This window comes from Rhodoferax sp. (assembly GCF_030646845.1).
GTDB lineage: Bacteria > Pseudomonadota > Gammaproteobacteria > Burkholderiales > Burkholderiaceae_C > Rhodoferax.
In genome coordinates, this window is record NZ_JAUSLE010000020.1 from 35,767 (window position 1) to 61,985 (window position 26,219).

General features: G+C 60.7%; 22 protein-coding genes and 3 pseudogenes. 8 read left to right on the forward strand and 17 right to left on the reverse strand.

Going from position 1 to position 26,219, the window contains the following annotated elements; translation table 11 throughout:
* Nucleotides 1–47 precede the first annotated feature (47 nt).
* Both Q7T10_RS05090 and Q7T10_RS05095 read left to right on the forward strand, forming a co-directional pair.
* A complete protein-coding gene (locus tag Q7T10_RS05090) occupies nt 48–836 on the forward strand; it encodes a 1-acyl-sn-glycerol-3-phosphate acyltransferase (protein ID WP_304746631.1) in 789 nt (262 codons plus the stop codon).
* An 18-nt stretch (nt 837–854) separates the two neighbouring features.
* Nucleotides 855–1,622: a glycosyltransferase family 2 protein gene (locus Q7T10_RS05095; protein WP_304746634.1), complete on the forward strand. Its 768-nt coding sequence runs from the start codon at nt 855–857 to the stop codon at nt 1,620–1,622.
* Here Q7T10_RS05095 and Q7T10_RS05100 read toward each other — a convergent pair.
* The 15 genes and pseudogenes from Q7T10_RS05100 to Q7T10_RS05170 form a co-directional block, all read right to left on the reverse strand.
* Nucleotides 1,575–2,897, reverse strand: a complete 1,323-nt coding sequence (locus Q7T10_RS05100) for a cation:proton antiporter (RefSeq protein ID WP_304746636.1) — start codon at nt 2,895–2,897, stop codon at nt 1,575–1,577. The two genes, Q7T10_RS05095 and Q7T10_RS05100, sit on opposite strands and share 48 nt — an antisense overlap.
* An 18-nt stretch (nt 2,898–2,915) precedes the next feature.
* Nucleotides 2,916–3,635, reverse strand: coding sequence for a 3-oxoacyl-ACP reductase FabG (gene fabG, locus Q7T10_RS05105; protein WP_304746638.1), 720 nt, complete (start codon nt 3,633–3,635; stop codon nt 2,916–2,918).
* Nucleotides 3,632–4,042, reverse strand: a complete 411-nt coding sequence (locus Q7T10_RS05110) for a 3-hydroxylacyl-ACP dehydratase (protein WP_304746672.1) — start codon at nt 4,040–4,042, stop codon at nt 3,632–3,634. Before Q7T10_RS05110 ends, fabG begins: the two co-directional genes overlap by 4 nt.
* A gap of 56 nt (nt 4,043–4,098) precedes the next feature.
* A complete protein-coding gene (locus Q7T10_RS05115; protein ID WP_304746640.1) occupies nt 4,099–4,917 on the reverse strand; it encodes a beta-ketoacyl synthase chain length factor in 819 nt (272 codons plus the stop codon).
* 3 nt (nt 4,918–4,920) lie between these two features.
* Nucleotides 4,921–6,114 (reverse strand): beta-ketoacyl-[acyl-carrier-protein] synthase family protein, encoded by a 1,194-nt coding sequence (locus Q7T10_RS05120; protein WP_370653730.1) that lies wholly within the window; start codon nt 6,112–6,114, stop codon nt 4,921–4,923.
* An 18-nt stretch (nt 6,115–6,132) separates the two neighbouring features.
* Nucleotides 6,133–6,801, reverse strand: coding sequence for a phosphatase PAP2 family protein (locus Q7T10_RS05125; protein WP_304746644.1), 669 nt, complete (start codon nt 6,799–6,801; stop codon nt 6,133–6,135).
* A 49-nt stretch (nt 6,802–6,850) separates the two neighbouring features.
* Nucleotides 6,851–7,648, reverse strand: a complete 798-nt coding sequence (locus tag Q7T10_RS05130) for a polysaccharide deacetylase family protein (protein ID WP_304746646.1) — start codon at nt 7,646–7,648, stop codon at nt 6,851–6,853.
* The gene (locus tag Q7T10_RS05135; protein WP_304746648.1) at nt 7,641–9,989 is read right to left on the reverse strand and encodes an MMPL family transporter; all 2,349 of its coding nucleotides are present in this window, start codon (nt 9,987–9,989) and stop codon (nt 7,641–7,643) included. The genes Q7T10_RS05130 and Q7T10_RS05135 overlap by 8 nt, the downstream gene beginning before the upstream one ends.
* The gene (locus Q7T10_RS05140; RefSeq protein WP_304746650.1) at nt 9,986–10,576 is read right to left on the reverse strand and encodes a LolA-related protein; all 591 of its coding nucleotides are present in this window, start codon (nt 10,574–10,576) and stop codon (nt 9,986–9,988) included. Before Q7T10_RS05140 ends, Q7T10_RS05135 begins: the two co-directional genes overlap by 4 nt.
* Before the next feature lie 5 nt (nt 10,577–10,581).
* On the reverse strand, nt 10,582–11,526 hold the full coding sequence (locus Q7T10_RS05145; protein ID WP_304746652.1) for an acyl-CoA synthetase: 945 nt from the start codon (nt 11,524–11,526) through the stop codon (nt 10,582–10,584).
* A pseudogene (locus Q7T10_RS05150) lies at nt 11,523–13,168 on the reverse strand (AMP-binding protein). The gene Q7T10_RS05145 and the pseudogene Q7T10_RS05150 overlap by 4 nt, the downstream one beginning before the upstream one ends.
* Before the next feature lie 5 nt (nt 13,169–13,173).
* On the reverse strand, nt 13,174–13,836 hold the full coding sequence (locus Q7T10_RS05155; protein ID WP_304746654.1) for a hypothetical protein: 663 nt from the start codon (nt 13,834–13,836) through the stop codon (nt 13,174–13,176).
* Complete coding sequence (locus Q7T10_RS05160) at nt 13,836–14,126, reverse strand: phosphopantetheine-binding protein (RefSeq protein ID WP_304746656.1); 291 nt, start codon at nt 14,124–14,126, stop codon at nt 13,836–13,838. Before Q7T10_RS05160 ends, Q7T10_RS05155 begins: the two co-directional genes overlap by 1 nt.
* A 107-nt stretch (nt 14,127–14,233) precedes the next feature.
* Nucleotides 14,234–15,055 carry an ABC transporter permease gene (locus Q7T10_RS05165; RefSeq protein WP_304746658.1) on the reverse strand — a complete coding sequence of 274 codons (822 nt, stop codon included), beginning with the start codon at nt 15,053–15,055 and terminating at the stop codon, nt 14,234–14,236.
* A 1-nt stretch (nt 15,056) separates the two neighbouring features.
* Complete coding sequence (locus Q7T10_RS05170) at nt 15,057–15,980, reverse strand: ATP-binding cassette domain-containing protein (protein WP_304746674.1); 924 nt, start codon at nt 15,978–15,980, stop codon at nt 15,057–15,059.
* 88 nt (nt 15,981–16,068) lie between these two features.
* Between Q7T10_RS05170 and purT the strand changes: the two genes are divergently transcribed.
* From purT to Q7T10_RS05180, 3 genes and pseudogenes are all read left to right on the forward strand, one after another.
* Nucleotides 16,069–17,283, forward strand: coding sequence for a formate-dependent phosphoribosylglycinamide formyltransferase (gene purT / locus Q7T10_RS05175; protein WP_304746660.1), 1,215 nt, complete (start codon nt 16,069–16,071; stop codon nt 17,281–17,283).
* A gap of 373 nt (nt 17,284–17,656) precedes the next feature.
* Nucleotides 17,657–18,196 (forward strand): annotated as a pseudogene (locus Q7T10_RS20790) (diguanylate cyclase); the annotation flags it as partial.
* 27 nt (nt 18,197–18,223) lie between these two features.
* Nucleotides 18,224–19,918 (forward strand): annotated as a pseudogene (locus Q7T10_RS05180) (putative bifunctional diguanylate cyclase/phosphodiesterase); the annotation flags it as partial.
* Between the two features lie 44 nt (nt 19,919–19,962).
* Here Q7T10_RS05180 and Q7T10_RS05185 read toward each other — a convergent pair.
* Both Q7T10_RS05185 and gorA read right to left on the reverse strand, forming a co-directional pair.
* Nucleotides 19,963–21,456, reverse strand: coding sequence for an AMP nucleosidase (locus Q7T10_RS05185; RefSeq protein ID WP_304746662.1), 1,494 nt, complete (start codon nt 21,454–21,456; stop codon nt 19,963–19,965).
* 39 nt (nt 21,457–21,495) lie between these two features.
* On the reverse strand, nt 21,496–22,908 hold the full coding sequence (gene gorA, locus Q7T10_RS05190) for a glutathione-disulfide reductase (RefSeq protein WP_304746664.1): 1,413 nt from the start codon (nt 22,906–22,908) through the stop codon (nt 21,496–21,498).
* Between the two features lie 162 nt (nt 22,909–23,070).
* On the opposite strand from gorA, the gene gshA reads away from it, so the two are divergent.
* From gshA to ccmB, 3 genes are all read left to right on the forward strand, one after another.
* Nucleotides 23,071–24,633, forward strand: coding sequence for a glutamate--cysteine ligase (gene gshA / locus Q7T10_RS05195; RefSeq protein WP_304746666.1), 1,563 nt, complete (start codon nt 23,071–23,073; stop codon nt 24,631–24,633).
* Between the two features lie 116 nt (nt 24,634–24,749).
* On the forward strand, nt 24,750–25,382 hold the full coding sequence (gene ccmA / locus Q7T10_RS05200; RefSeq protein WP_304746668.1) for a cytochrome c biogenesis heme-transporting ATPase CcmA: 633 nt from the start codon (nt 24,750–24,752) through the stop codon (nt 25,380–25,382).
* Nucleotides 25,379–26,062 carry a heme exporter protein CcmB gene (gene ccmB / locus Q7T10_RS05205; protein WP_304746670.1) on the forward strand — a complete coding sequence of 228 codons (684 nt, stop codon included), beginning with the start codon at nt 25,379–25,381 and terminating at the stop codon, nt 26,060–26,062. The genes ccmA and ccmB overlap by 4 nt, the downstream gene beginning before the upstream one ends.
* Nucleotides 26,063–26,219: the final 157 nt, after the last annotated feature.

Genomic DNA, 26,219 nt, shown 5'->3' on the forward strand with positions numbered 1-26,219 from the left:
TCTGAAAAATGGAGCCAGTGTGCCGCGTCCGGCGTAGTCGTTACTACATGCGCAGATTACTGGGACTCTACGACTATCTGGTGCTGTACCTGGGCTTGACCTGGCTTGGGTTGCTATGTCTGGGTTGGACCTTGATCGCGGCAATCCTCTACCCTTTGTTACCCGTAGATCGGGGTCGTGCACTCGGACGCTGGGTGGTCATGATGGCTTTTCGCTTGTACCTTGCCAGCCTAAGTGCGTCGCGACGCTGTCATTTCGACTTGAGCGCGCTGGACGCCTTGCGCCATGAAGGCCCCCTCATCATTGCGCCCAACCACCCCAGTTTGCTGGACGCTGTGATGGTGATCTCGCGCCTGCCCAACGTCGCTTGCGTGATGAAATCCAGCCTGATGGACAATGTTTTTCTCGGTGCCGGCTCACGTTTGGCGCGCTACATCGGAAGCGAACCCTTACGCCAGATGATTCATCTGGCGGTCCAGGACTTCCAGTGTGGCAGTCACCTGTTGTTGTTTCCAGAAGGTACGCGCACCACGCACGACCCGGTGAACCCGCTCAAAGGCAGCATCGGCCTGATCGCCCAGCAGGCGCAAATGCCGATTCAAACCGTTTTGATCGAAACCGATACCCGATACCTTGGCAAAGGGTGGCCACTGTTTCGCAAGCCAGTCATGCCCATCACCTATCGGGTGCGTTTGGGACGTCGTTTCGATCCACCGTCAAACACCCAGCGCTTCATGGTTGAATTACATGACTACTTTGCCAACGAATTGATCCACGGTTCCGCCTTTTATGCAACCGGCGAGCTGTCCGCATCGGATGCGGCCCCGCCAATCTAACCTCATTACCGAATCTTTATGACCGCATCCAGCACCCATGTCGTCATCATTCCCAGCTACAACCCTGGCAGCAAAGTCTTTGAAACCGTGCGCGATGCACGCCAATACTGGAATCCCGTGTGGGTGATCATCGACGGCAGTACCGACGGTACGGCAGCCGGCTTGCAGGCCCTGGCCGTGGACGACCCCGGCTTACGGGTTGTCCATTTGCCGCGCAACCAGGGCAAGGGCGCGGCGGTCCTGCATGGCTTTCAACTGGCCGCCGAGGCCGGCTACACCCACGCCCTGACGATGGACTCCGACGGTCAGCACCCGGCCGACCGCATCCCGGCGTTCATGGCTGAATCGACCAGGCAGCCGCAGGCCATGATCCTGGGCGTGCCCGTATTCGACGCCAGCGCGCCGAGTTTGCGCGTCAAGGGCCGACAGGTGTCCAACTGGTGGGCCAATCTGGAGACCTTGTGGGCGGGCATTGGCGACTCGCTGTTCGGCTTTCGTGTCTATCCGATTGCGCCGCTGTGCAAGGTCATGCAGCGTCAACCCTGGATGCGCCACTTCGATTTTGACCCTGAAGCGGCGGTGCGGCTGTGCTGGAGCGGCGTGAAACCCGTCAATTTGCCGGCCCGTGTTCGCTACCTGAGCGCTGACGAAGGCGGGGTCTCGCACTTCCGCTATTTGCGCGACAACGTCTTGCTGACCTGGATGCACACGCGGCTGTTCATCGGTTTTGTCTTGCGCCTACCCATGCTGCTCATGCGCCGTGCGAGCCAACTTTTCCGAGCGTGACGGCATCGGGATGCCGATACGCGGCAGCCAGACACGCAGCAACGGCGAGGTCACCACGGTGCTGAAAATAGCCATGATGACGAGGATGGTGAACATCTGTTGCGAGATCACGCCGAGGTCGTAGCCGACATTGATGACGATCAGCTCCATCAGCGCGCGCGTATTCATCATGACACCCATGACCTTGCCTTCATGGTGGTTCATGCCCGCCGCCCGTGCGGCAAGGTAAGCGCCACCAAATTTGCCTACTGTGGCGAGGAAGACGATGAGCGCGCACCAGCCCCAGGCACCCAGGGTATCGAGGCTGCCGATGTTGGTGCGAAGGCCGGTGTAGGTGAAGAAGATGGGCAGAAAAAACACCATCACAAACGGGCTGATGCGCGTGGTCCATGCGCGTACAAACGCATGTTCATCGTGCAATAGAACGCCCATCATGAAGCCGCCGAAAATCGCAAATATCCCCAGCTGGTAGGTGGTCATGGCCGACAGGAAAATGCCCGCGAGCACGATGCCCAGCAGGTTGTGCGACAAGGCGCCGGATTGTGCGTCGCAGCGGTGCAGGATGCGTTTCATCAGCGGGCGAATCAAGAACCAGCTGGCCAGGAAAAAGCCCAGCACCAGCACCACCTTGAGCGCAAAGCTCGGCGCATCGAAATTGGACAGTGTCAGGGTCGTGATCAGCGCCAGCAGCAGCCAGCCGATGACGTCATTGATCGCCGCCGCACTGATGGCAATGACGCCGATCGGGGTGCGCGTCATGTTGAACTCCATCATGATGCGCCCGAGGATAGGCAGCGCCGTGATGGAGAAAGCGGTCGCCACAAACAGCGCCGTACCCAGCGGATGCGCGCCGGGTGACAAAGTGGCGGCACTGGCTTGACCAACGATGAAACCCAGTACAAACGGAGCTACCAGGCTGAAGCTGGCGATCCACATCACCGCCCTGCGGTTGCGTTGTGCGCTCAGGTGCGAAAAGTCGAATTCCAGACCAATCTGAAACATCAGCAGCACCAGCCCGATCTGCGACAGCATCTGCATCGGCTCAGGTGCACCGGAGTGAAACACGTACTGAAATAGGTCAGGCGCGAGCAGCCCAAAAAGCGAGGGCCCCAGCAGGATGCCGATGACAATTTCGCCCACCACCATCGACTGACCAATGCGCAGCGCAACGCCGCCGCCAATGCGGGCGGCCAGCACGATCACCGTGAGCTGCATCAGAGTGAAGAACAGCAGCGCTTCGGTTTTTTGGGTGCTCAGTGTGTTGGCGATCGTCATGAATGCTTGTGGTTGCCGTTAGATCATGCCGCCATTAATCGAGATGATCTGGCCGGTGATGTAGGCCGCCTGTTCGGAGGCGAGAAAGCCAATCAGATCTGCCACCTCCGAGGGCTTGCCCACCCGCTTCATCGGCACCAGTCGGACTATGTCTTCCGCCTTGAATGTCGAGGCGATCATGGCTGTATCAATGATGCCGGGCGCCACGGCGTTCACCGTGATGCCGCGGCTGGCCACTTCTTGCGCCAGCGATTTGGTGGCCGAATTGATCGCGCCTTTGGCTGCCGAATAATTCACCTGGCCGCGGTTGCCGGTGAGGGCCGCGATGGATGAGACATTCACGATGCGGCCCCAGCGGCTGCGAATCATGGGCATCATCAAGGTGTGGGTGACGTTGAAAAAGCCATTCACCGACACGTCAAGAACCCGATGCCATTGTTCGGCCCGCATGCCCGGGAAGATCGCGTCGTCATGAATGCCGGCGTTATTGACCAGAATCTGGATGGGCTGGTGTTCGATCACCGGATTGAGTGCTTGCGCGACGGCCGCACTGTCGGTCACGTCAAACACCAGGGTTTCGGCACTGCCACCACTGGCAAGAATGCTGTCAACCACCTCTTGCGCCGCCGCCACGCCATGATGGGCATGCACATAAACATGACAGCCATCGGCCGCGAGACGGCGACAGATGGCGGCACCCATGCCGCCGCTGCCACCGGTAACCAGTGCAGTTTTCATGAAGACGCTCCAGTGATGTGCAGTGCTGCGGCATCCAGCACCACGGCGGCGCGGCCTGCCAGCAACAATTGGCCGGCAGCGCTGATGTTGAACTCGTACAGAATGTTGTTGGCACTGGCCGTGACGCAGCTGGTCTCGATCAGGAGGTCGGCAGCAATGTCGTCCAGGCGCGCTGTATACAAGGTCGCGCTGCGAACACTGACCAGGTAGCCGACGCGGGGGCAACTGAGGGCTGGCCCGGCCTGCAAAGCGCCGTGTATCGCCATGGCCTGTGCCGCGTATTCGATGCCGCACACGGCGCCCAGTCGACCGTGTGCGCGCAACGGATTGGCCGGGTCGCGGTGGCTGACGGCGTCACACTGGATCCTGACCTGGTCCCACGCCTGCACGCTGTTGAGCAGGCACATGGTGCCGTGGTGTGGAATATGCGCGGCAATCCAGGTGTGGTCGAGTGCGGTGGAATTCAACACGGGTCCATGTGCGAAGCAATGCACGGCGTAAGGGTCACCAGGAGACGACAGCTGTCAAAGTAATCCAGCACCACTTGTTCTCGTGCGCGCAAGGCCAGGGCCCGCAACAAGGGCAGACCGCGTGCAGCTGGTATCCCCAGACGCAGATTTTCAAGAGCCGTGTCTTCAAGCGTATGTGCTGCCGCGTCGGTCAGTTCAACGCTGATGCATGCCAGGCTGTGTTCGCTGGCCTGTGGCGCCAGGACCAGCGCCATGCCAAAGGCATCGCTGATCGGGCGGGCGCTGTGCAGGGGTTCCGGATAGGGTGTGTCATAGGCCAGCAACACCGTACCCGTCTGATCGACAACGACCTGGCTCATGGCTTCGAGCAGACCGGCACCAAAACTTGCATCGAACGCACTCAAGACGGATGCACTGGTCATTGCACCGGTGGCGATGCCCCAATAGCCGGCGGCCGCATTGTGGGTTGAGTTATGAAACCGGGTTGGGGAGATGGCCCGGTCATCCGAGGCCAGCGCTTCACAGATGGCATGGCAGTTTTCACCATCGCCACTGGACGCGGAAAACACGCTGCTCAGTTGGGTGGCGTCTCGCGCCGCCATGGCAACGGCCTCCAGGCCAATCGCCAGGGTGAGCCGGACAATCGCACCACTGCGCCGGCGCTCGGCGGGTGGCAGCAAGGTCGGCGTTGGCAACACGGTCTTGCTGGGGGCATAAGCCTGCTGACCCAGCAAAATAGCCTGCGCACTCGGCCAGTTATTCAAACCCGGCCCCAGCAGACCAATTCCTTCAATGTAGGCGGTGAGTGTCATGGCTTAACCTGCTTTTCCAAAAACCAGGCTGCAGTTGGTACCGCCAAAGCCGAATGAGTTGCTCAGTACATGGGAGACGGCCTGTTCGCGATTGGTCAACAGGTAGTTGACGCCCAGCCTGGGATCAATGCGCGTGGTATTCACGCCGGCTGGCAGCAAACCGTGTTGCAGTGCCAGCGCACAAATCACCGCTTCCAGGCCGCCGGCCGCGCCCAGTGTGTGGCCGCTGGCACCTTTGGTCGAACTGCACGGCGTATCTGGCCCAAACAGGGACATCACCGCTTTGCCTTCGGCCTCGTCGTTGCTCTGGGTGGCGGTGCCGTGGAGATTGATGTAGTCGATATCAGCGGGGCGCAAACCGGCCATCGTCAGCGCATCCTGCATCGCCATGCGGGCACCCAGGCCTTCCGGATGCGGCGAGGAGATGTGATACGCATCGCTCGACTCGCCGACGCCGAGCAGCAGCACGGCATTGGCGGCAAGATGATCGGGCACGCGTTCCAACAGGGCAAACGCGGCGGCTTCGCCGATCGAAATGCCGTTGCGATGTTCGTCAAATGGGCGGCAGGCCTGATCCGACAGCAGGCCCAGCGAGTTGAAGCCATACAGGGTGGTCAGGCACAGGGAATCGACGCCACCAACCACCGCTGCATCGATCAAGCCGGCCGCCAGCATCCGACGCGCTGAACTGAACACTTTGGCGCTGGACGAACAGGCCGAAGACACCACGACGGCTGGCCCTGTCAGGTCGAAATACCGGCGTGTGAAGTCGCCAACGGAAAACGTGCTGTGTGTGCCGCGATAGTTGAAATCGGCCGGCAAGGCACCAGTCAGGGGGGCACGCCGACGGTAGGCCAGTTCGGTTTGCAGAATGCCCGCCGTGCTGGTTCCAATAAAGACGCCGACCCGCATCGCGCCGTAGCGCTCGATCGCTGTTCTGACGGCTGTCACGAAGCCATCTTGTTCCAGCGCCAGTTGTGCGAGCCGGTTGTTGCGGCAGTCAAATGCAGCGAGCCTGGGGGGCAGTTTGACGGCATCCACGTCCGCCACTTGTCCGATACACGTTTTCAAATCAACGTCATCGAAGGCACACGGCAGCAGCCCACTACGGCGCTGGCGCAAGGCATCCAGCGTTTGCGCCAGTCCACGCCCCATCGCGCTGGTAGCTGTAAAAGACGAGAGGTGCAATGCTTTCAACATGAAATCCAGGCAAAGTCAAAGAGGAATTCGAACATAACGACGCCGTAACGAGAGGTGAGCAGCCAGGATACCCAAAACCAGGCCCGCGACGACGTCAACCACGACATGTTGCCGTGTAGCGACTGTCGAATAAACAATCCCGGCGCACCAGGCCCAATTCAGGCCCAACACCCAAGGCGGCGCCCCAAAACGGCTCAAAATAAAACTGAACCAGAGGGCTGAAAAAGCAGCTGTGGCTACGTGCAGTGACGGGAAGGCATTCCCCCCTGCGTCCATGCTTTTGAGGAAGTCCATGCCGGGATGCAGTGCCCAATCCACCTGAGCGGCTGGAACAGCGGTTGGCCAGAAATAAAAAATCGCCAGACCCATCAGGCAGGTGGCAGCCATCGCGGCGGCATAGTCAAAGAGTTCACGCCGGGTGCCCAATAGGGCCGGTGGCAAGGAGACGTAGACCCAGAGCGAAACGTACAGCCAGATGGCCCTGGGTTGAAAACCTATGTATTGGTCCAGCACCGTGAAAGGCATCACGGTGATTGGATAGACCGGGCTCTTGAGCAAATATAGATAGGCCCCGAAAAACACGGCAATGAACAGGGGCGTCACCGTTGCCTTGAGCCAGATGTGCTGCGTCACGACAGCGGCAAGCTGGCGATACCACGCTAACGGAGGATGGGAATCACGCACTAGGCATTCCTCATTGGTTTGTCATGTGAATGTGTGGGCTGCAAGCAAATTACACCTGCCGCAGCGTAACAAACCGCAACTGGCGCGCCGCGGCGGCGTCAAACAGTGCCGGCAACACCTCCAGTATGACCGGCTGGCCCGCAGGCGTGCGGGCGGCATTGCCATCATGCAAGAGCACGATGGCACCTGGGCGCAGCCCCGCCAATAGCTTGCGTGTCACTTGCTGCGCATTGTTCACGCGCGTGTCGAAGCCGCGTACGGACCAACTGACCAGCTGCAATCCCAGGCGACTCAGGACGGGGTCAAGAAAGGGATTGCGAAAACCGGCCGGGGCTCGAAAGAACAAGGGGCGTTGCCCGGTGATCGCGGTCAAGGTGGCTTGCGCCGCCTGCAGTTCCTGGGTGATGCCGTTCAATCCCATCAGCGCGAAATTGTGGCGATGACGTTGACTGTGGTTTTCAATCGCGTGACCACGTGCCACGATGTCGCGGCACAGCTCGGGATAGCGCTCAGCGCGCGCACCAATGACAAAAAAAGTCGCCTGAACACCATAGCGCGCGAGCACCTCAAGGACCTGTGGCGTCACAACCGGATCGGGGCCGTCGTCAATCGTCAACGCAATTTCACGGCGCGCCGCAGCTGCGGCGGGCAGCTCTGTCCAGTTGGCACCCATCCAGTGGCTGCGCGGCCACAGCCCCACCAGCATGAGAACGAAGTGGTTGGCAACCAGTGCCGCGAGGACCCAACGCCAATGCACGGGCGAGACCGCCACAAGCGCCACGGCCGCACCATGCAGCAACAGCGTGGCGCGTATCAGCAAGGTGGGGCGCCAACGTATTTCAGACACGGGAATGGCGGGCAAAAATTGCTGCGTAGAGCAGCGCCAGGATCACACCCGGTGCCACCGTGATACCCATCGCCTGCAAAATGGACACATTGGAAAATGCCAGCAGGCCAAAACCGGCGACAGTCGTGAGATTGGCAAACAACATGGACGCCAGCGTACTGGGGGTGATCTTTGAATCAGCATCGGTTTGATCAAAAAACAATGCGTAATTGGAGCCGACGGCCGCCACCAGCAGCAAGCCAATCAGATGCAAAATCATCAACTGCTGGCCCGACAGTGCCAAGCCGGCGGTGACCGTGATGACCGCGGCCAGCAGGGGGGCAATGACACGTGCCACACGCGTGCCTGAGCGAAAAACAACGAGCAACAAAGCAACGATGACCACCAGCCCCGCCAGGGACAACACAATCGCCTCGTTCAAATAGCCGGAATACAGGCGATCCGACTCCGCCTTCATATCCATGAACAACACTTTGGGCAGCTTGGCGGTAGCCAGTGCCGCCCGGATGCTTTCGGCGTTGAGCTCTTTGTCCGCCAGCGCCGTCAGCGGCAACAGCGCACTCCAGTGGCCGTCTCGCTGAACCAGAAGCGCGTCAACGGCCATTGCCATGGACGTTTTTTCAAGATCGGCCGCTTGCAGCAGCGGTTGTTGGCGTGCAGTCTCAACATCCGCCAGAAAACCTGAAAACAGGCTTGATTTGACGGGCAGGCCCTGTACCGCTTGCGCCAGATTGGCTTGCAGTACGGTGCTGGCGGGGAGACTGGCCTGCCGCAAACCTTGCGTCGCGAGACTGGGCAAATAGCGGCTGGGACTTTCAAAGCCGGCCAGATTGCCTTGGTCGATCTGGGTTTGCAGCACGGCGGAGACCTTCTCGCTGGCCTGCAACACGTCTTCACGGCTGGCGCCCGATACGACCACCAGATAACGCACATCGGGCGCGCCGGTGTCCGAGCGCAAGCGGGTATCGAGCTGCACATCGGCTTGCGAAATCGGACTTAGCGAAGAGATGTTGCTGCTCCACAAGTCATTGCGGTGCTGGACGAGGACCACCAGCGCCAGCGTCAGCACCATGAGTGCGGGCCAGCGCAGGGCGCCAGCGCGCTGCACCAGCCGCGACAGCGTGTGCCCCACGGCCGATACATCGCGAATGCGGAAATTGGCTGGCAGCAGGTGCGGCAACACATAGCGCGTCACGCCGGCAGCGGTGATCAAACCCACAATGGCATACAAGCCCAGCTGGGCCAGCCCGGGAAAACCTGACCACAGCAAGGAGGCAAAACCGACAATGGAGGTCAATACGCCCAAGCGAATGGTGGGCCAAAATTTCTTGATCCACTGCTGGCGATCACTGGCATTCTGTTCCGATTGCACAAACAGGTAGATGGAGTAATCCACTGCCTCGCCAATCAGTGCGGTGCCGAACCCCAGTGTGATGCCGTGCACGGCACCAAAGCCCAGGCTCACGGCCGCGATGCCCGCCAGCGCCCCACTGATGACGGGTAAGAAACCCAGCACCAGCGCCAGCAGCGACCGGTACACCAACAGCAGCAGTGTCGCTATCAAAACGATGCTGATGAGGGACAGCCACGAAACCTGCGCCTTGATGGTGTCACGCGCTTTCACGGAAAAGACCCCGGGCCCGGTCATGTTGAGCCTGATGCCCGGGCTGGCCCCAGCGACGGCCTCGAAGGCCTGTTGAATTGTCGTGATGCTCGTGTGCTGGGCGTCTGTATCGGCGCCGGAGGCACGGGTTTGGATCAGGAGCAGTGCACGCGTCCCGTCGGGTGAAGTCCACGCCCCCTCGAACATCGCGGGTTGTCTCTTGCCCTGGAGCTGGCCGAGCAACTGCATCATTTCTCCGGTCGGATCGCGCGGCAGCATGGACTTCACCATGAGGCCGGCCGGCGACGCGAGCAGATCAACGCTCTCGCTCAACGCCGCATGGAGTCCGTCAGCGCTGAAACGCTCCGGGGTCACCGCCGGACTCAGCAAATAGCGGTTATTGAAAAGGTAAGCGCGGTCACGCTCGGCACTTACGGCCTCACCATTGTTGACGCTTACAAATGCCGGATTCAGGCGCAGGTTCTGGGCGAGCTGTTTGGACAGGCTGGCGCGGGCGGGTGCATCGGCGCCTTCTACGCTCACCAGGATCAGCCGCGAGGCCAGACCGTCGCGTATTTGGTCCAGCAACAGTTGCTGCTCCGGTGTCGGGCTGCGCGGCAGGAAGGCCGACAAGTCATTGGTGAACTGGCTGCGGCTGATGATGACGCCACACACCAGGACAAATGCGAGCCATGCCAGGATGGCCAGACGGCCATGACGGCCAAGAGCCGTCCTCATAGCGGGGCCACTTTTTCAATCAGCATGAGAGAGCTGTCACCATCGACCTGCGTGACATGGATGCTGCGAATTTCATCGCGCACCCCAGTAATGCGGATAAGGGAAACGACTTGTTTCATATTGCTGCCGACCGGCACCAATTTCAGCGTCCAGCTTTGTGTCGAGCCTTCCAGGCTGAGCTGGTAGCTGCGCTCCAGCGCCTTGCGATCGCCGGCCAGCGTGCCGCGAATGCTGTCGATGAAAGCGGCCAGTTCGGGATAGGTTTGCAGCTGCAGTTGAATTTTTTGCCGACCGCGTTCAATCTGCAGATTGTCACCATTGACCACCATGGTTTCGGGCTTGGGTTTGATGGTGCGCTTTTCAAGTCGATCGGGCGCGGTGTAAAGCAGCTCACCCGAGGACTCCACCGGTTGATCGAGGATGGCGATCGATTTCTTCTCCACGAAGCGGGCCTGAGCGGAGCGGGTTTGCGCCAGGCTGTGCATCAGTTGGTCAATGTCCCAATCGGCCGCATGGCTGGGCGCTGCAAACGCAGCCGCGAGCAGCCACGCGAACAACAGCAAATAGGGGTGGCTAGGCCAACGCATGGGAATCATTTGGGTTGTGTGTCCGAAACGGCAGCAGGGGCCTGCCAGAAATCAAAGAAATTGAACCAGTTATAGGGCGCCTGCCGAGCATATTGATCGAGCAGGGCGGCGTAGCGCTGGACGGCGGCTTCCACTTCAGCGCCGCGCTGGCCGGCCGGGGTTTGGGAAAAATCTGCCAGCGGTTCGAAGTTGATCTGGTAACGGTTGCCGCCCAAATAGAGGCCCACCATGAACACCACGCGACGTCGCAGCAAGGCCGCCATCCGGAACGAGCCGGTGGGCAGGTAGGCCACGCCGCCGAGCAAGGGGGTCGGCAACAGCGCATCGTCGCCGATCGAGCGGTCTGCCAACATGCCGACCATCGCGCCTTGATTGAGCTTGTCGCGCACCCGGAGCATGGAATCGATGCGCCCCAGACCGATGATGTCTGTCGACGCCTGTGGATTGATGGCCGCGAGCATGGCATTGATTTTCATGGCATTGTCCTCATGCATGACCATGCTGACGTGCAGGCCGGGTATCTGCCGTCCCAGGGCGCGAATGACTTCAAAGCTGCCCATGTGGGCGCCAATCAAAAACAAGCCATCGTCGCCGGCGCGTGCATCATGCAGCGCGGCCTGCCCCTGAATCTCAATATCAAACAAATCAAAGCGCTGGTTGATCAGGTAGATGCGGTCGTGAATGGTGGCTGCAAAACTGAAAAAATGCCGGTACAGGTCCGCCCAGGTGACCGGGCGGCCCAGCGCGCGGCGTAAATACGCTTTGGAGGCGCGTCGGCTGGCGGGCGCAAACAACAGAAAATACGCCGCGATGAAATGCAATACCACCCGCCCGGCCGGGCGACCCAGGCGCAGTGATATCCAGGTCATGACGCGCAGCATGGCCATATTGCTGCGCTCGGGCGTACGCATCCAGGCGGATGCATGGGGGTTTGACGATGGCGAGCTCATGCGGCCCTGCCAATCAGCACGCTGCCAGTGGCGATCTTGCGTTGATCCGCCAGAATCTCGAAGCGGATGGCGCCATTGGCTAGAACCTCGGTCGCCAGCACGACAGCCACACCGGGTCCCAGGGGGCTCAGGAATTTGACCGCGCGCAATTCGCAAGCGGCCAGGGATACGCCTGTGGCACAGGCAATCGCATGCAAGGCCTCGTCCAGCAATACCACGCCGGGCACAATCGGCGCCCCCGGGAAATGCCCTGCAAAAGCCGGGTGCTCGGGGTCAATAGGTAAGGCAGTGTGGGTGATCATGGCCGCCCTTCAAGCTGGGCCTGAATCAGGTTTTTTAGCGCATCGTGCGGCAGCTTGCCCGTGCTGTTGCGCGGCAAGGCCGCAACCAATAGCAGGGGGCGCGGCAAAAACACCGGGTCCAGATGCGCACGCAAGGCCTTCAATATGTGCTGGGCGCTCAACGCCGGTGCTACAACGCATGCTGCCAGCCGCATGACGTGATCGGGCGATGTTTCGTTCGGCATGTAGAAAGCGCCGTCGATAACGCCGTCAATGGTATTCAGCACATGGTTCAGGTAGGCAAGGGAGCTGCGCTTGCCGGCGATGTTGATCATCTCCGCAGTACGGCCATGCAGCAAGAATTCGTCATCCTGGGTCAGCTCAATCACGTCATTCAGCACGATGGGCTGGCTCACATGAGCACCCGATGCCGTAACGACTTCGCCATCGCGACTGAGTTTCACCCCGGCGAACAAACGCCACGCTGGCGTTTGCGTCGATCGACGGGTGGCGATCATGCCAGTTTCAGTGCAACCGTAAATTTCCTGCAACTGCGCATCAAAATAGGCTTCGACCGCATGGGCCAACGGCAGTGACAGCGGCGCCGTCGCCGACAGGATCAGCGCAACTTCAGGCGCCTTGAGTTCCGCGTCGAGTAACATGCGCAGGTGGACTGGCGTGGAGACCAGAATCCGCGGCACAGGTACCTCATCCAGCGCCGCCACGATATCGGCCGGATAGAAAGGCTGGGCACCACTCAAGGCATGGCCACTGAGCAGGGGGAGCAAAACCGTCGATTCGAAGCCGTACATGTGTTGTGGCGGCACCGTGCCGACGACCGAATGGGCGCGGGCCGTCGCCGTCAGACCAAGACGCTCGGCTTCGGCAAGAACGCTTTGCACCAGAGAGCCCCAATATTTTTGATGCGGTACGGGCGTGCCGGTCGAGCCCGAGGTGAAGACCACGGCCACCAGCTGCTCGCTGTCAATCATAGGAACAGCATGGTCGCCGCCAGGCGCCGCAGGTACTTCTGGATAGCGAAACTGCGGCAGGGCAATGTTGCAGTTCAGCGCGTCATGCAGGCAAAACACATCGGGCGCAAACGCCTGCATTTGCCGTATCGTTTCCGGTGTGTGTGTGGAGGGCAGCAAGCTCACCTTGCCACTCATCAGGGCGGCGACCAGCCCCACGGTAAATCGATAGCGGTCAGCGCACATATTGAGCAAGTGCTGCCCGGGTGGGAGCTGACTGGCCAGGTCATCAACCTCCGACAAAAAGCGGGCGACGGTGATCGCCCGCCCCAGATGCCAGGCAACGATCTGATCCGGGTCCGTGTGGCCCAAAAGCGGCAAGCGACTCATGTTTGTCACTCTGCAGGCTGCGTTCTATGACCTGGCTTGCGCTGGTCTTTCCAGACCCGGAGCGAGTCGAGAATACGACTGCTGCCTCCCGCTGGCAACACCCTCCTGCGCACCCCAAACTCCACAATGAACATGAGCGCAATGAGTGGCAAAGTCAGGAAATTGGCAAACACTGACCAGACGGTTAGCGGCGCGAGGAAAAACAGCAAGGTGGAAACTGTCGCCATCAGCCCGAAGAAGACCGCCCAGGCCCAGGTAACCTGACGTGCGTATTGCGCGTGCTGCGGCGTGATGACCCCATGTGCCACTTCAGCAAAGTGTGTACACAGCGGTTTGCGTTCGCCAAACAGCGTTCTGCCAAATGTCATGAACAGAACGCACTGCATACCGGCGTCTAGCATCCAGTACAGCACGCCAAAGTGATGTTCAAGCAAAGTCCAGCTGGCGGCCCCTGCCCCGCCAGCCAACACGAATAGGGAGAGCCCGACCCACTGGGGTGACGATTTCCACGCGTATATCAGGCCGATGACAAACACCGGGGCAACTGCCACGACCGCGCCAAGTTTTCCGTTCTCCACATTCATCAGGGTGTAATGCGCCAAAACAGGATACCCAAGCAGCAGCAAGCCAATACCCAACCAGCGTGCCACGCGGACGGCTTGCGACATCAGCGCGTTCTCTGGCTGGCGATGTAGGCGGTCAGACTGCAGAGTGAGCTGAAAAAGCTTTGGTTGTCCTGATCGTCAGCACGCAGCTGCAAGCCGTATTGCTTGGAAATAACCAACGAGATTTCCAGTATGTCGATGGAATCCAGTCCCAGTCCATCGCCATACAAGGGCGCATCCGGTGCAATTTCACTCGCTTTGATATCCAGGTTCAAAGCCTCAACAATCAACTGAGCCACTTCAAGCTGTAGCGCTTGATCATTCGAACGCATCGGGGATGTAATTTCTGTCATAAGGATCGATTTGCCAGTAATGGCTGTATTTTATCTGCCACGCCTCGAAATGCCCGTCCATGCACCTGTCCCCGTTTGCAGGCTGGGTTGCTGAGGTGCTTCGTCGGTCACCCCCGAAACCGCCGCCGTGTCAGTGCCAGCGCAATCCAGAAGCCACCCGCCGCATAGGCCGCTAGCACCAGCGCATGACGCACTGGATGCAGCGGCCACTGGTCCATGAACAGCGGGCGCACCAGTTCAACGGCATTGGTCAGCGGCAGCCATTGCGATATGGTGCGCACCACTTCAGGCAATTGCTCCAGCGGAAAAAAAATGCCGCTCAGGAACATCATGGGCGTGAGAAACAACGTGAAATAGTAGGTGAAAAAATCATAGCCCCTGGCCAGCGCGTTGAAGATCAGCGCGATGCAGCTGAAGGTGATGCCCACGCCCAGTAACACGGGCCAGGCGACCAGCAGCTTGGGGGAATAGCTGATGCCCAGCGCCAGCATCACCCCCAGGATGGCCGTCACGGTGAACAGCGACTTGAACGCGGCCCACAGCATCTCGGCCAGCACCACGTCGTCCAGCGTCACCGGTGCGTTCATGATGCCATCCCAGGTCTTTTGCACGTGCATGCGCGAGAACGCGGAGTACAAGGCCTCAAAGGAGGCGGCCTGCATGGCGCTCATGCAGATCGAGCCGCTGGCCAGGAACAGGATGTAGGGCACCTGGGTACCGCCCACCGTCACCGTGCCAACCAGCGCGCCCATGCCGTAACCGAAGGCCACCAGCCACATCAGCGGCTCGGCAATATTGCCCACCAGGCTGGGAATGGCCAGCTTGCGCCAGACCAGGAGGTTGCGCAGGAACACGGGCCAAAAGCGCATGGACAACTGCGGCGCGCGCCACACGCTTTGCGCAGGGGCGTTTAATGTGCGGGTCTGCATGTCACGCATCCTCCCTGATTTGCCGGCCGGTGAGTTTGAGGAACAGGTCCTCCAGATTGGCCGGGCGGTGCAGCGTGCGCAGTTGCGGGTAGGCGGTCAGGGCCTGGAGCAAAGGCTTGGCATCCTGCGTGTAGAAAAACACCGTCTCGCCGCTCACCTCCACGCGGGCCGCCAGTGTCTTGAGTGGCGCGTCCAGCAGCGTCTGGGCGCCGTTGCCATAGACCTCCACGACGTCGGGCTCCAGATGCTGTGCAATCAGGTCACGCGGCCTGCCTTCGGCAATCTTTCTGCCGTGGTCCAGTACCAGCAAGCGCGAGCACAGTCGCTCCGCCTCGTCCATGAAGTGGGTGGTCAGCAGGATCGACTTGCCCTGCTGCAACAGCAATTGCAGGCGCTCCCACATCAGGTGGCGCGCCTGCGGGTCCAGCCCGGTGGTGGGCTCGTCCAGCAGCAGGAGCCGGGGGTCATTCACCAGCGCGCGCGCCAGGCTGAGGCGGCGCTTCATGCCGCCCGACAGCTCGCCCGGCTTGGCATTCGCCTTGTGCGTCAGTGAAGCAAACTCCAGCAGCTCCGGAATGCGGGCCCGTATCTGCGCGTCTTTCATGCCGAAATAGCGGCCATACACCAGCAGGTTTTCGGCGCAGCTGAAATCGGGGTCCAGCGTGTCCATCTGGCTCACCACACCAAGCTGGGCCTTGATCGCCAGCGCGTCATGCGGCATCTGCAGGCCGAAGGCGGTGATACTCCCCGCGTCCGGCATACTGAGCCCCAGGCACATGCGGATGGTGGTGGTTTTGCCGGCACCGTTGGGACCAATCACTCCCAGACACTCACCTGGCTGAATGACGAACGAGACATCATCGACCACCGTGCTGTCGCCGTACTGCTTGCGCAAACCCTGCACAGATAAAATTGACGTTTCCATGGTTTGATTGTGACCCAGGCCGTAGCCCAGGGGCAATGCATCCCCGACTTTCTCATCCATTTTTCGGACGCAGCAATGCGTTTATGACATGACCACACTCGGCACTCCTCTCTCCCCCCGGGCAACCAAAGTGATGCTGCTGGGCTCCGGCGAACTGGGCAAGGAAGTTCTCATTGCCCTGCAGCGCCTGGGCGTCGAAACCATCGCGGTGGATCGCTACGACAACGCACCGGGACAACAGGTGGCGCACCACTCACGCACCATCACCATGAGCGACCCGGCGCAGCTCAAGGCCCTGATCGAGGCCGAGCGGCCGCACCTGGTGGTGCCCGAGATTGAGGCGATTGCCACGCCCATGCTGGAGCAACTGGAAGCCGCCGGTGTGGTGCGCGTGATTCCCACCGCCCGCGCCGCACGCCTGACGATGGACCGCGAAGGCATCCGCCGTCTGGCGGCCGAGACGCTGGGCCTGCCGACCAGTCCTTACAAATTCTGCGACTCGCTGGCCGAGCTGCAGGCCGCCATCGACGGTGTGGCGGGCCAGGGCATTGGCTACCCCTGCGTGATCAAGCCGGTGATGAGTTCCTCCGGCAAAGGTCAAAGCAAGATTGACGGCCCGTCAGATGTGCAAAAGGCCTGGGACTACGCCATGGCCGGCGGCCGTGTCGGCGCCGGCCGCGTCATCGTCGAAGGCTTCATCGACTTCGACTACGAAATCACCCAATTGACCGTGCGCGCACTGGGCGCCGACGGTCAGGTCGAAACTCATTTTTGTGAGCCGATCGGCCACATCCAGGTCAGCGGCGACTATGTGGAGAGCTGGCAGCCGCACCCCATGCCCGCGGCCGCTTTGGAGCGCTCACGTCAGATTGCGAAAACCGTGACCGACAACCTGGGCGGCCAGGGTTTGTATGGCGTGGAACTGTTCGTCAAGGGCGAGCAGGTCTGGTTCAGCGAAGTGTCACCGCGCCCGCACGACACCGGCCTGGTGACGCTCACCACCCAGGTCCAGAGCGAGTTCGAACTGCACGCCCGCGCCATCCTGGGCCTGCCGGTCAACACTGCGCTGCGCAGCCCGGGCGCCAGCGCCGTGATCTACGGTGGCGTGGAGGCGCAGGGCATCGTGTTTGACGGTGTGGACGAAGCGCTGCGCGTGCCCAACACCGACCTGCGCCTGTTCGGCAAGCCCGAGAGTTTCATGAAGCGCCGCATGGGCGTGGCGCTGGCGTTTGCTGCGGATGTGGAGGTGGCGCGCACCAACGCCAAGCTGGCAGCGTCCAAGGTCAAGCCCCGCGTTGCCTGAAGATTTGCTATTGATTATGTAGCTACTTGTGCACAAGGGACAGGGGCTAGCGGCGTTTTCCCTATAAATCACCATGGTGGTGCCAGTCACTGAGGAAATGGCGTAACGGCCTCCTTGGCAGACGCTTGTCATTGATTGCGTGCTGGCAGCGGTGACCAATGACTGGGAGCGGGCCTACTGGTTTGCAGTGGTTACCGATGGCCGGTGTCGAATGCCCGCCAGGAGCGGACGGATGCGATGGACGCGCAACGCGCTCGGCCGGTGCACTTGGGCCACTGCGGTAGGCCGGCTATAGTGGTATCGACAGCCTTATCCTTGGGGTCAAGTCAAACCAGTAATTTCAGCAATTCTTGAAGAGGTCATCAAAATAACGGTGTTTCAATCCTTTCGTCGCACACTCTTCGCGGCCCAGGCTGATCTCGAAAACATCCAGAATTGGCGCGAACACGTCCTATCCACAGTCCTATTGGTCTTGGTGGTGCTGGGCTGTCTCGTCGCTGTACCCAGCGTTCTTGTTGCGTTGAGCGAGAGACTCTGGTCTGTTGCTTTGATCGATGTCCTTGCTCTCGCTACGATCGTTACCATCTGGCGCAAACGCTCCCTATCCTTCCTCATCCGGGCCTGGAGTCTTTGTGGCCTCCTGTACCTGCTGGGCCTCGCGCTTCTGTTGACGCTAGGCGTGCCCAGTCTGATCTATCTGATGGCATTTCCCGTGATGGCAGCGCTGCTGCTCGGGCTGAGGCCGGCTTTGTTGGCCCTCGCCTTGAATGCCGCGACGCTGCCAGGCGTCGGCTATATGGTCGATGCCAATCTCCACATCATTGGGTTTGAAGGTCGACCTCTGTTGAAGTGGCTCGTCATCACGATGAACTTCACCTTTGTCAACTCGATCATCACAATGGCCATCGCGATGCTTCTCCACGGCATGGAAAAGTCCCTGGAAAGAAAACGTGATAGCGAGGAACTCTACCGCACCACTTTCGAGAAAGCGTCGATCGGCGTGTCACGGCTCGATCTGAACGGTCGCTGGCTGCAGGTTAACCACAAGCTGTGTGAAATCACGGGGTACAGCGAGAATGAAATGCTCGGACTGACCTATGAAGACATCACACACCCTGAAGATGTCAGCTCCGAAGTTGCAGGAACTAGCGCATTAATCATGGGAGAGATTGAAAACCTGGAAAGAGAGAAACGCTATCTCAGGAAAGGTGGAAAATCCGTCTGGGTCCATTTGCGCACGTCCCTTGTTCGCGCTGCGTCGGGTGAACCCAAGTATCTTGTCGCGGTAACGACAGACATCACCGAACGCAAGAAGGCGGAGGAAAGGATCAACGAACTGGCCTACTTTGACCAGCTGACCGGCCTGCCCAATCGCACACTGCTGCTGGATCGTTTACAGCAAACCATGGCTGCCAGTTCGCGTGACGGCAGTTATGGTGCGCTGCTATTCATCGATCTTGACAATTTCAAAACGCTCAACGACACACTCGGTCATGACATGGGGGACCTGCTATTGAAGCAGGTAGCGCAACGTCTGGCCTCATGTGTTCGGGAGGGCGATAGTGTGGCACGCCTGGGTGGGGATGAATTCGTGCTGATGCTGACGCGTTTGAGCAGGCTCAACAATGAGGCCGCCGCCAGCACCGAAAAGGTCGCTGACAAGATCCTCGCGACGCTCAATGAAATCTACCAACTCGGCCATGTCGCGCACCACAGCACACCGAGTATCGGTGTGACCTTGTTCAAAGGTCAGCAGGTTGCGATCGATGAATTGATGAAACAGGCCGACCTCGCGATGTACAAGGCCAAGGCCGCGGGTCGCAATGCGGTTCGTTTCTTTGATCCGGCGATGGAGGCCACCGTGATGGTGCGGGCGGCGCTGGAGCACGATCTGCGCCAGGCCATTGAGAAGAAACAGTTCGTGCTGCACTACCAGGCGCAGGTTGTGGGCGATGGCCGGGTGACGGGTGCCGAAGTCCTGCTGCGCTGGCAGCATCCGCAACGCGGCATGGTGTCGCCGGCCGAATTCATTCCTGCGGCCGAGGAAACCGGGTTGATCTTGCCCCTGGGCCACTGGGTACAGCAAACCGCCTGCACCCAACTGGCCCTATGGGCCACCCGACCCGAGATGGCGCACCTCACGGTGGCGGTGAATGTCAGCGCCCACCAGTTCCGACAAGCCGACTTCGTGGCGCAGGTGCTGGACGTACTCAAGAGCACTGGCGCCGATCCCCGGCGACTCAAGCTGGAGCTAACCGAGAGCCTGCTGGTAGCGAATGTAGAAGACGTTATCGAGAAGATGTTTGCGCTCAAGGCCAAGGGTGTGGGCTTTTCGCTGGACGACTTCGGCACCGGATTCTCCTCGCTGTCTTATCTGAAGCGCCTGCCGCTGGACCAGCTCAAGATTGACCAGTCTTTTGTGCGCGACGTGCTCAGTGATCCCAACGACGCCGCCATTGCCAAAACTGTCATTGCGCTAGGCCAGAGCCTTGGTTTGGGCGTCATTGCCGAAGGCGTGGAAACGGCAGCGCAACGAGACTTCCTGTCCGATGCAGGCTGCCATGCCTATCAAGGCTATTTCTTCAGCCGACCGTTGCCACTTGAGGGTTTTGAACAGCTCGCGCAGCGGGTTTGACTCACGTCAGGAAGTCGCGACTTCTTTCTAATGTGCTGTCATTTTTACTGAAACGCCACTTCCGCAAAGCTGCGCAGCTTGCGGCTGTGCAACTGGTCCACGCCTTCGGCACGCAGCAACTCAATGGCGCGAATGCCGATGCGCAAGTGCTGGTCCACCCGTTCGCGGTAAAAGTGATTCGCCATGCCAGGCAATTTAATCTCGCCATGCAGCGGCTTGTCGCTCACGCATAAGAGCGTGCCATAGGGCACGCGAAAGCGAAAGCCGTTGGCGGCGATGGTGGCGCTTTCCATGTCCAGCGCCACCGCGCGGCTCTGGCTGAAGCGGCGCTGCGGGCCGTTGTCGGGCAAGAGCTCCCAGTTGCGGTTGTCGGTACTGGCGACGGTGCCGGTGCGAAACATGCGTTTGAGCTCGGCGCCCTTGAGCTGCGTCACCTCCCTTACCGCCCCTTCCAGCGCCACCTGGATTTCGGCCAGCGCCGGAATCGGCACCCACAGCGGCAGCTCTTCGTCCAGCACATGGTCTTCGCGCACGTAGCCATGCGCCAGCACGTAGTCGCCCAGCTGCTGCGTGTTGCGCAGGCCGGCGCAGTGGCCCAGCATGATCCAGGCATGCGGGCGCAGCACGGCAATGTGGTCGGTGATGGTTTTGGCATTGGCCGGGCCGACGCCGATGTTGACCATGGTGATGCCGCTGCGGTCGGCGCGCACCAGGTGGTAGCCGGGCATTTGCGGCAGGCGTGGCGGCATCTTGCCCAGCTCGTCACCCGCCACCGATGGCATGCCCACGCGGCGCGTCACCACGTTGCCGGGCTCGACAAACGCGATGTACTCACTGTCCGGGTTGGCCATCGCCTCGTGCCCCAGGCGCACGAATTCATCAATGTAAAACTGGTAGTTGGTGAACAGCAGGAAGTTCTGAAAATGCTCAGGCCCGGTACCGGTGTAGTGGCGCAGGCGCTGCAGCGAATAGTCCACCCGCGGCGCAGTGAACAGTGACAGCGGCTGCGGCTCGCCCGGGCGCGACTCATGGGTGCCGTTGGCGATGCCGTCGTCCATGGCGGCCAGGTCCGGCAAGTCGAATACATCACGCATCAACTGGCGACGCTCGGCACTCAGATTGCCTTCAATATGATCGTGCTCGGCAAACGAAAAGTGCACCGGAATCGGCTGCGAGCTGGTGCCCACCTCAAGCTCAACCTGGTGGTTTTGCAGCAGCAGGGTGAATTGTTCCAGGTAGTAGTCGGCGTACAGATCAGGGCGCGTGAGCGTGGTCTCAAAGCGGCCGGGCCCGGCCACAAAGCCGTAGCTCAGGTGGGCGCTCTCGGCCGAGTTCAAACGCGCCACGGTGTCGGTCTGCACGCGCACAAACGGATAACAGGCGCGCACATGGCCGGGCAAGGTGTCACCGGCCACAAAGCGTTGCATGGCCTCGCGCAGATGGGCGATGTTGGTGTCATAAATTTCACGGGCCTTGGCCAGCGCGGCGGCCGGGTCGGTGAAACGCGAGGGGGCGATGAAGGCAGGAAGGTAAGGCATGACGCTATTGTTCCATGCCTGCGGGCGACGCCAAAGGGATCACGACTTGGCCGACGTAGCAACCGGCTCGCGCATCGTCACAAATTCCTCTGCCGCCGTGGGATGAATGCCGATGGTGCTGTCAAAAATCGCTTTAGTCGCCCCGGCTTTCATGGCCACGGCAAAGCCCTGGACGATCTCGCCGGCATCCGGCCCGACCATGTGCAGGCCCACCACGCGGTCGGTCGCGTCTTCCACCAGCAACTTCATCAAGGTGCGCTCCGTGCTGCCGCTGAGCGTGTGCTTGAGTGCCCGGAACTCGCTGCGGTAGACGGTCACCCGGCCGAAGCGCTTGCGCGCGTCCGCCTCTGAGTAGCCGACCGTCCCGATGTTGGGGTGCGTGAACACCGCCGTCGGGATGAACTCGTAGCTCATGTTGCGCGCGGCCTTGCCTGCCACCGGGCCGAACAGATGGTCGACCAGCACCATGGCCTCCCCCAGCGCCACCGGCGTCAGCTGCACCCGCGCGGTCACGTCGCCCAGCGCGTAGATGGATGGCACATTGGTCTGGTAGGCATCGTTTACCACCACGGCGCCCTCCGCACCCTGGCAGACGCCGACCGTGTCCAGCCCCAGACCCTGCACGTTGGGGACACGACCCGTGGCATACAGCACAGCATCCACCGTCACCGCGCCGCCACCTTCCAGATTCACTTCCAGGCCCTGCGGCGTGCGATGAATGGCCAGCACGCCCGCGTTCAGGCGCAAATCGACACCGGTCTTGCGCATCTCTGCGGCGACAAAGTGGCGCACCTCGTCATCAAACCCGCGCAGCACCTGCTCACCCCGGTACAACTGCGTCACCCGGGAGCCCAGCCCATTGAAGATGGACGCAAACTCGCACGCGATGTAGCCACCGCCCACCACCAGCAGCCGCGCCGGGAAGGGATCGAGGTCGAACATGTCGTTGGATGTGAGCACATGCTCGCGGCCGGTCATATGCGGAACGTGGGGTTTGCCACCGGTCGCGATGAGGATGTGTTTGGCGGTAAAACGCTGTTGGTCGATGCGCCCGTCGGCCGACACATCCACCTCCACCGTGTGGGCATCCAGCAGCCGCGCATAGCCGTTGAGCACCTGCACACCCGTACCGGAGAGCAACTGCAGGTACACGCCGTTGAGCCGCGTGATCTCCCTGGCGCGGTTGGCTTTGAGTGTGGCCCAGTTCAGCTTGGGCGCGTCGCCTTCCCAGCCAAACCCGTGCGACTCTTCAAAGCTTTCGGCAAAGTGGGCGGCATAGCTGTACAGCTTCTTGGGGATGCAGCCCACATTGACGCAGGTGCCGCCCAACCCGCCGGTGCCACCCACCTCGGCCAGACCCACGCGCACTCCACGCTGTGCGGCCATGCGGGCAGCGCGCACACCACCACTGCCGGCACCGATAACAAACAGGTCAAAATCAAAAGACGGCATGAAAACCTCGCAAAAAACAGGACTTGGCACGGGCGACCAAAGCACATGGTTGGTCGCGAACCTGAAGAGGTTAACTGCGAAACCAGTTCTGTGCCGGCGTGCCGGCGAGGACCCCCAAAAGCTGCCATACTGCCTGCGGTTTTATTCAGGAAGCAAGAGTCCATGTTGAAGTTCACCTGCTGTGATGCGGTCCAGCAATTTTCCAGGAGCGGGCAAGCGCAGATCTTGCGCGGCATTACCCGTGGCTACGAGCGCGAATGCCTGCGCGTCGATAGCGCCGGCAAGCTGGCCGCCACCCCCCACCCGGTGGAGCTGGGCTCCAAGCTGACCCACCCCTGGATCACGACCGACTACTCCGAAGCGCTGCTGGAATTCATCACCCCACCCTCGCAGGATCCGGAATTTCCCCTGGCATTTCTGCGTGACATCCATCGTTTCAGCGCCCAGCATCTGCATGGCGAGTACATGTGGGCGGGCTCCATGCCCTGTGTGGTGGGTCAAGACAAAGACATCCCCATCGCCGACTATGGCAGTTCCAACGCGGCCCGTTTCAAGTACGTGTACCGCGAGGGCCTGGGGCTGCGCTACGGGCGCCAGATGCAGACGATTGCCGGCGCGCATTACAACTGGTCTTTGCCGGAGGATTTCTGGGCGGCACTGAAAGATTGTTGCTCGGCATCGCAGCCCGACCATGAATTTGTCAGCGAACGCTATTTCGGCTTGATCCGCAATTTTCAGCGCTATGGCTGGTTGATTCCCTACCTGTTTGGCGCCTCTCCGGCCATCTGCCAGTCGTTCCTGCAGGGCCGCAAATCAGACTTGCTGGAACTGGTTCCCGGCACCTTGTACGGCCCTTATGCCACCAGCCTGCGCATGAGCGATCTGGGGTACCAGAACCGGGCGCAGGCCAATCTGCGGGTCGGCGTCAACTCACTGACCGAGTACACGCAGGCCCTGGAAGCGGCGATCCGCACGCCCGACCCGTTCTATGCAGAACTCGGCGTGCGCGACGGCCCGCACTGGAAGCAGCTCAACGCCAACCTGCTGCAGATTGAAAACGAGTTCTATGCCGGCATGCGCCCCAAGCGCATTGGCAAACTGGGCGAGCGCCCGGCCAAGGCGCTACAGCGCTACGGTGTCGAGTATGTGGAGATGCGCTTGTTCGACCTCAACCCGTTCATCGACATCGGCATTGCCCCCGAGCAAAGCACATTTGCCGATGTGCTGCTGTTGATGTGCTTGTTCCGCGACAGCCCGCCCATTACCAGCCGCGAGCAAAGCGAGAACGATGAGAACCGGCGCCGCGTCGTGAATCGTGGCCGCCAGCCCGGCCTGCAACTGCTGGCGCACAACCGCGAGCAGCCGTTTCGCCCGCTGGCGCACGAGTTGTTCGACGACATGCAGCCGTTTGCCGAAATGCTGGACGCGGCCTACGGTGGCAAGCGCTACAGCAGCACGCTGCAAGGTTTGCGCGGCCGCATTGACCAGCCTGACAGCACGCCCTCGGCCCAGGTGCTGGCGGGAGCCCGCGAACAGGGCGGCTTTTTCAGCTACGCCCTGCAACTGTCGCAACAACACCTGAACGAATTGCTGGCGCAACCGCTGGACGAAGTCAGCAACGCCAAATTCGTGACCAGCGTGCAAACTTCGCTGCTGGAACAGCAACAGTTGGAGGCCAAGGATCAGGGCACATTTGAAAATTTTGTGACAAGTTATTACGACTGACCCCCCAATTCCCGAGTGTCAAGCAGAGAATTAGCGGGCGTAAAGTTTTGATGAAGGTCAATAATCGGACGTACCCTTGCCGTAAAATTGGCCTTCCCCTCTACCCCTGACCAGAATTGAAAACTGCGCCAACTCTTTCATTTTCCAAGCTTGCATGCAGTCGGGGGGGTCGCCAACTTTTTCAGGGCATCGATTGTGTTCTGGAAGCCGGGCGCTGGCTCTATGTGACCGGTGCCAACGGCGTCGGCAAGACCAGCCTGCTGCGCATGGTTTGTGGTCTGGCACAGATAGAGTCCGGCCAAATCCTCTGGAACGGCACGTCGATCCACGCGCAGCGCGAGGTCTACCGCGAAGACCTGTGCTACCTGGGTCATCTGAACGCCTTGCAGGAATCCATGACGGTCGATGAGAACCTGATTTTTACCGCCGCTTTGGCCGGCAACGCCACCGAAGCGGCGCAAAGGCAGCAGGTGTTGGCGCACTTTGGCGTGCGTGGCCGCGGCGGCCAATTGGTCAGGCACTTGTCGCAAGGGCAAAAACGTCGCGTCGCGTTGTCCCGACTGGCCTTGAGCCAGGCCAGGCTGTGGGTGCTGGACGAGCCGTTTGTGGCGATGGACGAAGCCGGCGTGCGCATGCTGGCCGATTTGATCGCGGCGCATCTGGGCAAGGGCGGGCTGGCGGTTCTGACCAGTCATCAATTGGTGGACATCGGAGCGGTGCCGGCGCAACTGCTGGAGCTGCGCGCATGAAGAAGCTGGGAATGACGAGCGTCATGCTGGCGGTGCTGCGCCGCGAGGTGGCGGTGGCGATGCGGCAAAAGGGCGAAGTGCTCACGCCCCTGGTGTTTTTTGTCGTCATCGCCAGCTTGTTCCCGCTGGGCGTCGGGCCGGAATCGGCGCTCTTGCTGCGCATGGCGCCGGGCGTGCTGTGGGTCAGCGCCCTGCTGGCGGCCATGCTGTCTTTGCAACGTCTGTTTGCCACCGATTACGCCGATGGCTCGCTGGAGCAGATGGCGCTCTCCAGCACGCCGCTGGGCCTGCTGGTGGTAGCCAAGGCGCTGTCGCACTTTTTGTTGTCGGGCCTGCCGCTGGTGCTGATGGCGCCGGTGCTGGGCTTGCAGTTCGGGCTGGAGCCACGCTCACTGGGCATTTTGATGCTGACCCTGTTGCTGGGCACGCCGACCCTGAGCCTGATCGGCAGCATTGGCGCCGCCCTGACCTTGGGCGTACGTGGTGCAGGGGTATTGCTGTCCTTGTTAATCCTGCCACTGTATATTCCGGTGTTGATATTTGGCGCCGGCGCCGTGGAAGCCGATGCCGCCGGCCTGGGTTTTGGCGGCCACCTGTCATTGCTGGCTGCCATGCTGGTGCTGTCGGCCTTTTTTACGCCTTTGGCCACCAAGACTGCCTTGAGGATTTCCCTGGAATGAACACTCAAACAATTCACTGGTTCAAGTTTGCCTCGCCGCAGAACTTCTATTACCTGGCCGGGCGCATGTGGCCCTGGTTTGCGGCCTTGGCCGCTGTGTTGGCTACCGTGGGGCTGTGGATTTCCTTCTTCGTGGCGCCCGTGGACGCACAACAGGG